The sequence below is a fragment of the Photobacterium sp. GB-36 genome (genome assembly GCF_003026135.1).
GTDB lineage: Bacteria > Pseudomonadota > Gammaproteobacteria > Enterobacterales > Vibrionaceae > Photobacterium.
The window spans coordinates 119,948-134,038 of the sequence record NZ_PYNY01000002.1 but is presented as its reverse complement, the minus strand read 5'-3'; the positions used below and the strand labels follow the sequence as shown (position 1 = coordinate 134,038).

The window sequence follows — 14,091 nt, the reverse complement described above, 5'->3', positions numbered from 1 at the left end:
TCCCTTACGCCACTTGCTTTACTGCATGTGTCTTTTTATTCATTACTGTGTTTAATAGCACGTAGCTTATCGCACCACCTAACACCGCATTCACAGGTACGATACCTGGCAAGAAATGCCCTGCCGCAACACCGACAGTAATCGCTAACATGCCAGCCCAATTAACCGTTTTAAACTCTGCTTTAGTAAAATCTTGGTAGCGCTTACGATTGATAAAGAAATCCGCAATGATCACGCCGCCAATCGGTGGAATCGCTAAGGATAGGAATGTTAGCCAACCCACAAAATTGTTATAAAGCCATAGCGCACAAAGTGTGCCGATCAAACCATTCACGACTGACAAATACTTACTCGGCAATCCAGTGATATTTGCAAAGCCTAAACCTGAAGCATAAAGCGCATTATCATTAGTCGTCCAAATATTAAGACCTAATACGATAATGGCAGGGATCAACAACCCTTGTGCAATCATCACTTCAGAAATATCAGAATGCCCTGTTACTGCAGCACCTGCTGCGCCAAAGATAAACATCAGAGAATTACCTAAGAAGAAAGCAACCATGGTCACGAGTACTGCTGATTTAGGCTTCTTACCAAAGCGAACAAAATCTGCAGTTAACGTTCCCGCACTCACAAACGAGCCAACAACCATCGCCAGTGCAACCGGAAAATCGATAGGATCGACAGGCTTCATCATCTTTAATTGATCAACACCACCAATACTTTCAACAGCCCCAGCCACAGAATAACTACCTAACACTGCAATTGCAGGTACGGCAATGGCTGATAGGATCATTAATGCCGACATACCAAAGTACACAGTAACCGTCATCAATATACCGGATACGACAATTAATACATTGGTATCAATGCCAGTGGCTTTATGAACAGGGATCGCAAACATTGCAACCCCCACACCGAACCAGCCAACTTGTGTACCGCCAAGCAATGCAGACGGTAGCCATGAGCCTTTAGTACCAAAAGAAAAACGAGCAAGAAGATGAGTAGAGAGTCCGGTGGAAGCACCGATATAGCCAAGAAAAGAAGTGTAAATACCGAGGATAAGATTGCCGATGAGAACAGCAAGGAAGAAGTCGTCAAATGAAAGTCCAGTACCAAGTGAACCACCTGTCCACATACTGGCGGAGAAAAAAGTGAGACCTAACATGACCATTGTCAGTGAAGCGACACCCTTTCGAGCAGTAAGGGGTACAGGCCCTAAACTGTAATTATTATCAGCAGCCATTTTCATCTCCGATATGAATAAATTCGTAAATCCAAGTTAAACGGCGCGCATTATGCTGATAATAAAAAAGCAATCAAGAACAATAAATTCAAACAAACAATCGAAAAATAACTAATAAACAATAAAAACATTTAAATACAAAAAGTTAAATACAAAACATAAGAATTAGATCGTACAATTTGAAACACTTAATTATCAGCTCAACATTAATTATTCAATTTACAAATTAATCATGCCTTATGGGAATCTACAATTCAGCGGTAATATTTTAAGGCAATCTTTAATAAAAAAAGGGACCCATCGGATACCTTTAAAATATCATAACCTCTTATTAAATAAGCACTTGTGCAATGGCATAACCAATACAGCAAGCTGATACAACACCAATAGTACGAATTTCCGACACCATCGCGACAATGACAATCATGATTAACACTAAAATTAAAAGTATCACCGCATGCATTGCAGTTTTAGGTAACTCTTCATTTAATGATGTTGAAGTCGTATGAAGAATTTGATCGCGCCAAACAGGATCGTTTAAACGACGTTGATACTCAGGATCATCAGCGATTTCTTTACCTCGACGCAAGCTATGCAGTGACAGTAATAACGTACCGACCAAGGTCGCAGGTACAGTTACCATCAAAATAGATAACAGGCTGATTGATTCATTAATGCCCGAAAATTGAGCAAGGTAATACACCACAGCGGCAGAAATAGGACTCGCCGTGATCGCTAATTGCGATGCGACAAAAGATTCAGCCATTGGTCGCTCAGGACGAATGCCATCTTTCAAGGCAACATCACCAATGATTGGCATAATGAGTACACTGCGTAACCAATACCTAGCATGAATGTCATCACGTAAGAGACTAATAGACCTACGATAGTCACACGCTTTGGATTGCTACGTAGAATACGCTCTGTAACTCGCACAGCGAAAAAAGCCGATTAGCATTACTACATCAACACATAAGAAAACAGTGAAAGAAACGTTATAGTTACGTTTTTATAACAATGTTACTGGAGCATTCATTTATCTGGCATAGATCGGCATTCACATCTTGGCTGCCTAATAGCCGTAACCATAATGCAGAAAGGTGTTTGGGTTGCACTTTTCGCTCCTCCATTTTTATCGGTGCTATTAATTGCCAACCTTGCTGCGGTGACTGCTTGGCAACGATAAAACGAAATGGCAAATATTCGATTAATCCTAACCGCAGATCTGTCACCACTAATTGATCATCAATCGTTTGATACTGAACAAAATCACTAGCAAACTTAGTTAGCATTGCAACATGCTCTGAGGGCTGTTTTAACGGTAACCTGCCTCGCTCTCGTTGCACCCATTGTATAGGGTAACCATCATCATATTTTGGATCGAGCAAAGATGAAAAGCCTTCATAATATTTATCATCATCAAGAATAATAAACCGCCAAAGTACCGTATTAAACGGGGTTGGACTGATAAAAATGGGCTGATTGGCTAACGGAGTATGCTTTAACTCTTGTTCAATACGGTGCTCAATAACCTTATAAGCAACGACTGACCATGCTAAGTAAATCGTTGAAACGATTAGTCCAATACTACAGAGTTTTGCCATTTTCTCTCGCCACATCAAGCTTGCAATCAGCATGATAAGCAAAGGCAATGTATAGAGTGGATCGATAATAAAAAGACTCGATACCGCAACGCTGTTATCTAAAGGCCAAAACAGTTGCGTGCCATAGGTAGTAAATGAATCAAGTAATGGATGAGTGATCAAACATGCGGCAACTAAGAGCCATAATCGACCAAATGATAATACCGTAGGTCGATAGTGATGCCATAATGTAGTGAGTAATAAAGAGAACGGTAACAACACAAAAAGTGAATGGCTAAAGCCACGATGCTTCACCGTATCTGAAATAGGATCACCATAATCAATAAAAACATCTAAATCAGGTAACGTCCCTAACGCAGCACCAATCAATAATGTTTTAGGCTTACAGTGGCGTCCTGCCACAACCGCTGCAACAGATGCCCCTAGTGCAGCTTGAGTTATTGAATCCACATACACTCCTTGTATTTAGCTTCATATCTAGCATGAAATATAAATACATAATCATTATTAATATATTAATCAGTTAACTATACCATGACAAAGTTATTACATTACGCAGTCAAACGGTACTTCTACCTTCAGTAATATGACACTACTGATATAGACAGGGATGTAGTTCGCATATCTGGCGTTGTCAGTCTATTAAAGGTAATAAAATGAAAAAAACTTGTCCTTGCTGTCAGCATAAAACCTCAGTACCAACACTCAACCAAGATACCCTCTCTTTTACCTGTGAGAGCTGTGGCATCCATCTACAACATAATGAAAACCAAGTGTTCGGCTATAGCATCGCATATATTGGTATTGTTAGCCTTGTTTTACTTATACTCAATATCAATGCCTATATTGCCATCGCTACTGCAACAGTCAGCTATGCCATGATCCGCCGTAAGTTCATTGAACCAAGAATTGGTCTTCAAGTTAGCCAAATCAGTCATTTCCTAAAACAACTCAATATTGCACAATGTAATAAAAAAGGATGACATAGTGTCATCCTTTCTTGTATTCATCACAGAATAAAGCCGTTATTCTTCATCAGTGATCGGCGTAATACGATGTTCATTCGCTGTCGCAATCCAAGCGGCACAAAATAATGTCAAACGCGCAAAGAAATAGAAAAATGCCATTAAGCCTATAATTGAACCAAACGCGGCACCTGATGGTGAGCTTGCCAGTTTAGGTAACATGAATGTCATAGCAAACTTAATTGCTTCAAAGCCTATCGCGGCAAGTAATGTTCCTTTCATCAGTGCCCTACGATTAAAACGACGCTTAGGTAACATCCAAAAGATCCATAAAAACATAAGATAGTTAGCACAGATCGATATTGTTAAAGCTGTTGCGGTAAGAGCAGGGCGTAACCAAGTAATATTTTCTAAACCTAGCGCATTAACAATTGTTGCTTGTGCAGAGCCTGCCACTGACGTTAGTACAACAGTAAAAATTAATGCGCCCACTAACCCAGTCAGTGCGACAAAATCTTTCACATATTGCAGTAAAAAATGATCTTTATCTTCAGGTTTGCGTTCCCATACATCACGGGTTTGTGCTCGAATGGCTTCACGTAAATTCCCCATCCAACTAATACCAGAATACAAAGCAATGGCTAAACCACTTAAACCGACAGTTGTACGCTGACTAATAGCAATATTAACAGTGTTTTTTAATGTCGTTGCTAAGCTTGGATCAGTAACACCTGCAACTATTTTATCAATAATGCTATTTAGTAATGAGGCATTAGAGGCCAATATAAAACCCGCTGCTGCAAACAACACCATTAAAATAGGGATAAGGGATAAAAAAGAGAAATAAGTGATTGCTGCACCAAACTGACTCCCCAAACGATCATTAAAGCGATCCGCAGCACGGATCAAGTGATCAATAGGAGGCAAGGCTTTTATTTTATCGACCACAAAAGTAACAATCGCCATTACTTTTGACATCAAGGTTGTTTTTTCATCTGTCGACGTCGGTTTATCTATCATAATTCATCATCATGGCGTCATTCATTTATCAAGTGACAGTAATCACTGCTCACCGTCTTACTATAAAGTCGCCATTTACTTTTTAGTATCAAATACATATAAAATAGAAAAGGCTTGCCTTAATAAGCAAACCTTTTCAATAATAACGTGACCAATATAAAAATATTGTTAATTAAACAAACCTTTAAGCAATTGATCCGCTACATTTTTAATCTTCTCGTCTTTGGCTTTATCACCCAATAGCTTTTCAAGACCTCGGTTTAGCTCTTTCTTCGCTTTTTGCTCTAATTCGCTATTTTGCTTAAAGAGATTTTTTAAATCTAATTGGTATTTAGGCTGCTGCCATGTGCCTTTTATTTTAATAGGAACAGTAATCCCTTTCAATTCATCTAACCCTTTACCACTTGCTACAATAGCAGTATCAACAGAAAAGTTTAATGACTCATTATTTAAATTAGTCGTACCACGACCATTGATATCAAGTAATGGTGAAACAAGGTGAAGATTGTCGATCTTTGCTTGGCCTTGCCCTAATTGCAACAATGCCGTTAAAGAAGAAAAATCTGTTTTCTTTTGCTTCTGACTATCAGATAACTTTTCACCTTTTAGACGGGCTTTTGCTGAACGGATCATCTCTGATATATTCACTCCATAAACAGCGCCATCGGTTAAATTCACATTAATCGTACCTGTACTGTTATTTTTCAAATGTTGTGAAGATAAGCCTTTACCTGCAAGATTGGCGATAATATTTGCACGTCCTGCTAACTGCTTATTATTAGCAACATCTTCCAATAATGGCTGGATTTCAACGCCTTTTATTTGATTATGTAATTGATAGCTAGCCAAAGGTGTATTAACGTTCAATTGTGCTGTTCCACTCACAGTGCCTTTATATAAATTTGCCGTGAACGAATTTAACTTTGCAATCCCATTTTGAATCACAACCGACAGTTTCACATCAGACAAGTGTGCATGTGAGATAGTGAACTTTTTCGCCATTATCGTTCCGTCAACATCAATACCTTTTAGTACTGAAAGATCCGGCTCTTGTATTGCAGAGGAAGTATTTGATACCGATGGTGAAGAGGTTTGTTGTGACGTTGACGCAGCAACTTCGGTTGATGTGCTATTCGCAGCTTGATCTGATACTGCAGGCTTTTCCGATGAAACCTGGCCGTGCTGCTTGTTTAGCCAGTTATCAAGATTAATATTATCGCTAGATAAATTAAAACGGATCACAGGAACATCACGGTTGATAAAAGATACATCTCCCATTAACGCTAGTTCATCTGCATTTGCATTGAGTTTTGATAACGTCGCTGTTTTTGTCGTTATATCATAACTAGCATTGGTTTTTATGTTTACCTGCATCTTAGGGCGAGGTAACGCTTTTCCTGACAATGCATTATCTATTGAAAGATTCTCTAACGTTAGAATATTTCTATCCGACGACAATTTAAACTGGGTCTGCCCTTTGGTAACAAAAGCCAACTCAGGTAATTGACCATCTATATTTAAATTAACCGTTGCCCATTGACCATACTGAAAATGATCCAGCGTTACTTGAGCATGTTTTATCTCTGTTTTTCCATCTTGGGCCGTCAGAGATACATCTAGATTTTTTAATTCAGCCAATTGATATGCAGAAGACAGATTCAACTCGGTACTGCCTTTAGCTGCAAATTTTAGCGCATTTGCACTGCCCGAAATATCAAATGTCGCTTTCGTCCATGTATTTGGTGTCAGTTTATCTAAGGTGAAATTCACCTTATTTAACGCGATATTCGAACCGGTTTTGTCATTAATAATATCAACACTAGCATTGATAAGTTCAACCCCAGCAAGAGATATTTTCCACGGTTGTGTCGTTACCTTTGATGCCGTTGACTTCTCATCCTGAACATTACTAACAGCATCTTTATTAGCTTTTGATGATGTAGAGTCATTCACTTCTTTAGTTGATGACTTTTCAGTTAAGCCATCTAAATTACTACGACCATCTTTCAATGTTTGCACAAAAACATGCGCACCATCTAAACGCACTTTACCAATATCAAGCTCATGAGATAAAAGCGGTAATACGGAAACAGACAACTCAGCTTGCTTAAATTGAATCAGGTTTGGCTGAGCAAAGCCTTGAGGGTTATTTAACGTTGTTTCCCCCACACTTAAGCCTAATGTTGGGAAAAAACGCCAGTTAATATCGCCGCGAATATCCAATTCACGCCCAGTTTGCTTTTTTACTTGCTCTGCAATCACAGTTTTAAACTGATTGGGATTGACTAACGTGACAAGGGCTGTGACCCCAAGTACAACGACGATAATAATACCGATTAAAACATACAGTAATTTTTTCATACTACCCTCTTTCCCTTGCACCCATTATCACTATGAGGAATCTGCATAAGAAATATAAACAATTAAAATATAAGCTTAATGTTATTAAGCTCTGCGTTATGACAATGATTTATAATGATAGTTTCGCCCTAAACATCATAGTAATACCATCAGGCGATAAAATATCACACATAACAAAAAGGCAATCACTATGGATTGCCTCTTAAAATATAGATTATTGATGATTGAAATTAACTCTCTTTATCATCTTCATTAATACGACTAGCTACTGCACCTTGCTGATATTTATATTTAGCGTCAACACGTTTATTATACGGTTTTTCAGCTTCACCAGATAAGGTTTCAAAACTTAACGCACCAATTGGCATATGTGGACGCAATGCCAGTGGTAAGCGTCCTGAATTATAAAATTCAAGTACGATACGACCAGACCAACCTGGATCGATACGGTGTGCAGTAACGTGTACCATTAGACCTAAACGTGCTAATGATGATCGTCCATCCAACCAACCTACGATATTGGCAGGTAATGTCACTGATTCATGCGTTACAGCTAAAGCGAGTTGTCCTGGATGAAGGAAAAAGGCTTCTCCTTCCTCAACAACAATTTCATCACTCATAACTTTATCAAGTTGCGTTGCTACATCTTCTTTCTTTCCAGAAAGGTCGATAAAGGGTGCACCATGATCATTAAAAATACGGAAGTTATTACCAAGGGTCACATCAACCGTTAAACCACTAATACAGTCATCTGCTGGACGTGGCTCGATATTGATTTTTCCTTCATCAAGGTACGCCTTGATATCCTTGTCACAAAGTCTCATTTGAGCTTTCTCCTGAATAACAAAACACACGTATTATCAATAAAATAATACCTGTGTAGGCAAATCTTAACAGGGTTTCCCGAAAGATAAAAATAAGGCTGGCAAAGGCCAGCCTTATAAAAAATTAAGAACGTAACAACTTCGCTATATGCGCTTTAAGTACGTCGATAGCAATTCGGTTTTTACCACCACGAGGAACGATGATATCAGCATATTGTTTTGACGGTTCAATAAATTGCATGAACATAGGGCGTACCGTCTTTTGATACTGAACGAGTACTGATTCCATAGTACGACCACGCTCTGCAACATCACGCTGTAGACGACGAAGTAGACAGATATCAAGTGGTGTATCCATAAATACGCTAGCGTGCATGATCTCACGAAGGCGTGGATCTGTAAGCAATAAGATACCTTCTAAAATGATCACCTTCTTTGGTGTCATTTGCGTGGTTTCTTTCAGGCGAGTATGTTCGCTATAGCTATACTGAGGTACTTCTACTGCTTCACCCTTTATTAATTGCTCTAGGTGATCACAAAGTAAATCATGATCAAGCGCATTCGGGTGATCATAGTTAGTTTTGACCCGCTCATCCATGGTCAGGTGGCTTTGATCGTTATAATAACAATCTTCCGTAATAACACCGATCTGATGATCGCCTACTTTTTCTTTTAGCTCTTTGTATACAGTACTGGCAATCAGACTTTTACCGGATGCAGAAGCACCTGCAATACCAATAATAACGCATTGGTGTGAATTTTCAGACATATCAGAAGGCACCTGTTAGACCACGTGGCGAGATAAATAATTAAACCGCCTGATTATAAGCCGTTGTTATGCCAGATGCCAACAAAAATGAGACATCTAGCACGTTTGAGCAGAGAACGGACAAAGACCGTCTCATATTTTTGTTACATAGTACGAATTGTAATCTGCTCTACCGCCGTTTCACCTTGCCAGTACAAACGACTCGCAACAGTCGCGGCTAATTCAATATAAGCCATCGCTTGCTCAGAGTTAGGAGATACTGCCACAGTTGGTTTACCGTTATCAATATCTTGACGTACCTTAATATCAAGTGGTAGCTGCGCTAATAATGGCACTGAATATTCTTGTGCCATTTTTGCTGCACCACCAGTACCGAAAATATGCTCTTGATGACCACAGTTACTACAAACGTGGTAACTCATATTCTCAACAATACCCAGTACTGGCACATCCACTTTATTGAACATACTAATACCTTTAATGGCATCAGCTAGGGCTAAATCTTGTGGTGTAGTAACCACTAACGCCCCTGTAACAGGAATTTGCTGAGATAACGTCAGTTGAATATCACCGGTACCCGGTGGCATATCAATCACAAGATAATCAAGATCAGGCCACCATGTCTCATTAATAATTTGTGCTAACGCTTTTGAGGCCATAGGACCACGCCAAATCGTTGCACTTTCTGCTGGCACCAAGTACCCCACTGAATTGGTATATAACCCGCATGATTCAATTGGCAGCATCATTTTGCCATCTGGCGATTGTGGCTTTTGATCCATGGTGCCTAACATCATAGGAACAGATGGGCCATAGATATCTGCATCAAGTAATCCAACTTTAGCTCCTTGTTGCTGAAGACCTAAAGCTAAATTAACTGACGTTGTTGATTTACCCACACCACCTTTCGCCGAACTTACTACGATAATATTTTTCACACCACGTAATGGTTGCTTGTTCTCAACAGCCAAGGTAGCCACTTTTGCGCGTACATTAAACGTCGCATTTGAAGGAATAACACCAGTATGTTGCTCGCTGGAAATCCACTGTTCGAGCTCATTAACCAATGTAGCCGCAGCAAAAGGAATCGTGATGGTAATTAAACCATCTGCAGAGATAGAGACAACATTGGGCATATCCGCCCACTCTGAATTCAAAAGAGAATGCTCAAAATGATTTAGCCATTGGCATATATCAGCAACATTCTGAAAACGATGAGTTACATCGTTAGTCATAAGTTAACGCTCCACATAATTATTATCAAACGAGCAACAATTTAACCTTTAGTTAGTCATTTAAGAGCTTGTTGCTGCGCTAATTTTACTTGTTTTACTTAATGCTACCACCAAAGCATAAAAACTGCCCGATTTCACAAGCTTTTAAGCAGATAAAACCGTATCTGATGCTAGGAATAACGACAACCATCAGGTAGTATTTACAGCTACGTTTTTTACCCATCATGAGCGAAATAAGTAATTATGGCTGCCAATCCAAGAAAAATTCTGGTTACCTGTGCCCTACCGTATGCTAACGGTTCTATCCACTTAGGTCACATGCTTGAGCATGTACAAGCGGATATTTGGGTTCGCTATCAGCGCCTACGCGGCAACGAAGTTCATTTCATTTGTGCCGACGATGCACACGGAACTCCAATCATGCTTAAGGCCCAGCAGATGGGTATGGAACCTGAGCAAATGATTGCCGAAGTGAGCAAAGAGCACCAAGCTGATTTTGCTGGCTTTGATATTGATTTTAGCAACTACCACAGCACACACTCACCAGAAAACCGTGAGTTAGCATCTTTTGTATATACCCAGCTAAAAGACAATGGCTTTATTACTAGCCGTACTATTTCTCAGCTTTTTGACCCTGAGAAAGAAATGTTCCTCCCGGATCGTTTCGTAAAAGGTACATGCCCTAAGTGTAAAGCCGAAGACCAATACGGTGACAACTGCGATAACTGTGGTGAAACATACAGCCCAACAGATTTAATCAATCCAAAATCAGCCGTTTCTGGTGCTACACCAGTCATGAAAGATTCTGAGCACTTCTTCTTCGACCTGCCTCAATTTGAAAGCATGTTAAAAGAATGGACTAAATCTGGTGCTCTTCAAGAAGAAACATCGAACAAGATGCAAGAGTGGTTCGAGTCAGGACTGCAACAGTGGGATATTTCTCGTGACGCTCCTTACTTCGGCTTTGAAATTCCAGGTGAGACCGGCAAATACTTCTATGTATGGCTGGACGCACCAATTGGCTACATGGGTTCATTTAAAAACCTATGTGACAAGCGCGACGATCTAAACTTCGATGAGTTCTGGAATAAAGATAGCTCAACAGAGCTATACCACTTCATCGGTAAAGACATTGTTTACTTCCACAGCCTATTCTGGCCTGCGATGCTAGATGGTGCAGGGTTCCGTAAACCAAACAATGTATTCGTACACGGCTACGTAACAGTAAACGGTGCGAAAATGTCTAAGTCTAAAGGCACGTTCATCAAAGCCGGCACTTACCTAAAACACCTAGATCCAGAATGTCTACGCTACTATTACGCTGCCAAACTAAACAGCCGTATTGATGATCTGGATTTAAATCTAGAAGACTTCACACAGCGTGTTAACAGTGATGTAGTAAACAAGATTGTTAACCTTGCATCTCGTAATGCAGGCTTCATCGCTAAACGTTTCGATGGCAAGTTATCTGATAATTTCGTTGAACCTGAGCTATATGCAGAATTCGTTGAAGCCGCTGATCGTATCGGTGAACTATACGAAAGCCGTGAATACGGTCGTGCAATTCGTGAAATCACAGCACTTGCTGATAAAGCAAACCAATATGTTGATGAAAAAGCACCTTGGGTTGTTGCGAAACAAGAAGGTAAAGACCAAGAGTTACAAGAAATTTGTACTGTGGGTATCAACCTATTCCGCGTGCTCATGGCTTATCTGAAGCCCGTCATGCCAAAACTGACTGAGCGTAGTGAAGCATTCCTAAACGAAACACTAACTTGGGAAACAATTGCCAAGCCGCTAACAGCTCACGAAGTAACGAAGTTTAAAGCTCTATTTAATCGTATCGATCCTGCACACGTTGCAGCAATGGTTGAATCATCGAAAGAAGAAGCTGCAGCAGATAAAGCCGCTGCTGAAGCCGCTGCAAAGCCAGCAAGCCCTTTAGTTGATGAACCAATTGAAGCTGAAATCGAATTTGACGATTTTGCTAAAGTTGATATGCGTATCGCTAAGATTGTATCTTGTGAAGAAGTACCAAAGGCAAACAAACTGCTTAAATTCCAATTAGATATTGGCGGTGAAATGCGCCAAGTATTCTCTGGTATTAAGTCAGCTTACACACCAGAAGAGTTAGTGGGCAAAATGACTGTTATGGTAGCTAACCTGAAGCCTCGCAAAATGAAGTTCGGCATGTCTGAAGGCATGATCCTAGCAGCAGGCCCTGGTGGTAAAGATCTTTGGATCCTAGAGCCACATGAGGGTGCACAGCCAGGTATGCGTGTAATGTAATTTACACCTCACCTATATATAGAAGGGCACTGTATGTGCCCTTTTTTATTGTCGCCGCCCCCATCACCACTGGGTATAAACTCATATTTTTAGAATAAAAATTCAAACAAGAGACGATAAAACATTTTAATTTTATAAAATAAATATTAGTGAAATAGCTTAATCCTCTGAAGTAGTACTATTTTCTTACAGAATGAGAGTAAACAACGCCCACTAGGTAGAGTTATATATAAGATAAAAGCGTGACCAACCCGATATAAAAACCACTCAAATGTTAAAATATAGTTAATATTACCCTTATTTAACTTTAAATAAATATAAAAAACGTGACTCAAGCCATATAGTTAATATTTGATCGTATTTTTGCTTTGGTTGAAACATTGAAGTGCTGATAGTCTCTTTGTGGCTCTGATATATAGATGGACAGAGTGAATAATTATAAGGAAAATTCAATGTCAACGACAAAGAAAAAAATGTCCCTCACCTCCCGAGTGATCCTCGGTATGGTACTGGGTATTCTAACAGGATTTTTAATTCGCACCTTTTTAGCTGATATCTCTTTTATCCACGAATACATCGTTAACGGTTTGTTTGATGTAGGTGGCAAAATTTTCATTGCCAGCTTAAAGATGCTTGTAGTACCTCTTGTCTTTGTATCACTGGTTTGTGGTACTAGCTCATTAAAAGATATTGCAACATTAGGCCGCCTTGGTGGTAAAACAGTCTTGTTCTATCTTGCAACAACTGCCATTGCTATTACCCTAGCGCTTTTCCTTGCTAATGTTTTCCAACCAGGCGCTGGTGCAGATTTAAGCGCAGCAACAACATTTGCCGCAAAAGAAGCACCAACGCTAGGTAGCGTTATTGTCGGTATGTTCCCAACTAACCCAATAAGCTCTATGGCAAATGGTAATACTCTGCAAATTATTGTCTTTGCCGTATTATTCGGTATCGCAATTAGCGCTGCGGGTAAACCAGGTGAACGTATTGCTGAAGTTTTCAAAGATCTTAATGAAGTGATCATGAAGCTTGTAGCGTTGCTAATGAACATTGCACCATTCGGTGTGTTCTTCCTAATGGCTAAGCTATTTACAGGATTAGGTCTAGATGCAATCTTTAACCTAATTAACTACTTCTTAGTCCTTGTTGCTGCGCTACTTATCCACGGTTTAGTAACATACAGTGCGATGCTAAAGATCTTTACCGGTCTAAGCCCTATTACTTTCCTAAAGAAAATGGAAGATGCGGTGATGTTTGCTTTCTCAACGGCATCATCAAATGCAACGATTCCAGTTACCATGGAAACAGCAACCAAACGTCTTGGCGTAAATAATAAGATTGCTTCATTTACAGTACCGCTAGGTGCAACCATTAATATGGATGGCACGGCTATCATGCAAGGTGTCGCGACAGTATTTATTGCTCAAGCGTTCAACATTGACCTAAGCATGGGTGACTACATTGCCGTTATTGTAACTGCAACACTAGCCTCTATTGGTACTGCGGGTGTTCCTGGTGTCGGCTTGATCATGCTGGCCATGGTACTAAACCAAGTCGGTCTTCCGGTTGAAGGTATTGCAATCATCATGGGTGTTGACCGCCTACTTGATATGATCCGTACCGCTGTCAATATTACTGGTGACTCTGTAGTAACATGTATTGTTGCTAAGAGTGAAAACGAGATTGATATTGAACGCTTCAATGATCCTACTGCTGCAGTTAAAGATGAAGAAGTTAAATTTCATCCTCTAAAGCAAAGCTCATAATTCGGTCATTCT

Annotated in this window: 10 protein-coding genes and 1 pseudogene; 3 read left to right on the top strand and 8 right to left on the bottom strand. The window is 39.8% G+C overall.

The window, feature by feature from the left end; translation table 11 throughout:
* Nucleotides 1-4: 4 nt before the first annotated feature.
* The 3 genes and pseudogenes from codB to C9J46_RS02315 form a co-directional block, all read right to left on the bottom strand.
* Nucleotides 5-1,246, bottom strand: coding sequence for a cytosine permease (gene codB, locus C9J46_RS02325; protein WP_107206188.1), 1,242 nt, complete (start codon nucleotides 1,244-1,246; stop codon nucleotides 5-7).
* Nucleotides 1,247-1,631: 385 nt separating this feature from the next.
* Nucleotides 1,632-2,188, bottom strand: a pseudogene (locus C9J46_RS02320) (anaerobic C4-dicarboxylate transporter family protein); the annotation flags it as partial.
* A gap of 59 nt (nucleotides 2,189-2,247) precedes the next feature.
* Nucleotides 2,248-3,300: a metal-dependent hydrolase gene (locus C9J46_RS02315; RefSeq protein ID WP_107290503.1), complete on the bottom strand. Its 1,053-nt coding sequence runs from the start codon at nucleotides 3,298-3,300 to the stop codon at nucleotides 2,248-2,250.
* A 206-nt stretch (nucleotides 3,301-3,506) separates the two neighbouring features.
* Between C9J46_RS02315 and C9J46_RS02310 the strand changes: the two genes are divergently transcribed.
* Nucleotides 3,507-3,833 (top strand): hypothetical protein, encoded by a 327-nt coding sequence (locus C9J46_RS02310; protein WP_107290502.1) that lies wholly within the window; start codon nucleotides 3,507-3,509, stop codon nucleotides 3,831-3,833.
* Nucleotides 3,834-3,875: 42 nt separating this feature from the next.
* Here C9J46_RS02310 and yhjD read toward each other — a convergent pair whose 3' ends face one another.
* The 5 genes from yhjD to apbC all read right to left on the bottom strand — a co-directional run bounded on the left by yhjD (nucleotide 3,876) and on the right by apbC (nucleotide 10,024).
* A complete protein-coding gene (gene yhjD / locus C9J46_RS02305) occupies nucleotides 3,876-4,835 on the bottom strand; it encodes an inner membrane protein YhjD (RefSeq protein ID WP_107206185.1) in 960 nt (319 codons plus the stop codon).
* Nucleotides 4,836-5,003: 168 nt separating this feature from the next.
* Complete coding sequence (locus tag C9J46_RS02300) at nucleotides 5,004-7,196, bottom strand: AsmA family protein (protein WP_107290501.1); 2,193 nt, start codon at nucleotides 7,194-7,196, stop codon at nucleotides 5,004-5,006.
* A gap of 230 nt (nucleotides 7,197-7,426) precedes the next feature.
* On the bottom strand, nucleotides 7,427-8,020 hold the full coding sequence (dcd, locus tag C9J46_RS02295) for a dCTP deaminase (RefSeq protein ID WP_107206183.1): 594 nt from the start codon (nucleotides 8,018-8,020) through the stop codon (nucleotides 7,427-7,429).
* Between the two features lie 124 nt (nucleotides 8,021-8,144).
* Nucleotides 8,145-8,789 carry a uridine kinase gene (udk, locus tag C9J46_RS02290; protein ID WP_107206182.1) on the bottom strand — a complete coding sequence of 215 codons (645 nt, stop codon included), beginning with the start codon at nucleotides 8,787-8,789 and terminating at the stop codon, nucleotides 8,145-8,147.
* 143 nt (nucleotides 8,790-8,932) lie between these two features.
* Entirely contained in the window at nucleotides 8,933-10,024 is a 1,092-nt protein-coding gene (gene apbC, locus C9J46_RS02285; RefSeq protein WP_107290500.1) for an iron-sulfur cluster carrier protein ApbC, read from the bottom strand.
* A gap of 243 nt (nucleotides 10,025-10,267) precedes the next feature.
* On the opposite strand from apbC, the gene metG reads away from it, so the two are divergent.
* Both metG and C9J46_RS02275 read left to right on the top strand, forming a co-directional pair.
* Nucleotides 10,268-12,313 carry a methionine--tRNA ligase gene (gene metG, locus C9J46_RS02280; RefSeq protein WP_107290499.1) on the top strand — a complete coding sequence of 682 codons (2,046 nt, stop codon included), beginning with the start codon at nucleotides 10,268-10,270 and terminating at the stop codon, nucleotides 12,311-12,313.
* A gap of 452 nt (nucleotides 12,314-12,765) precedes the next feature.
* Nucleotides 12,766-14,079: a dicarboxylate/amino acid:cation symporter gene (locus C9J46_RS02275; RefSeq protein WP_107290498.1), complete on the top strand. Its 1,314-nt coding sequence runs from the start codon at nucleotides 12,766-12,768 to the stop codon at nucleotides 14,077-14,079.
* The last annotated feature ends 12 nt before the right edge of the window (nucleotides 14,080-14,091 follow it).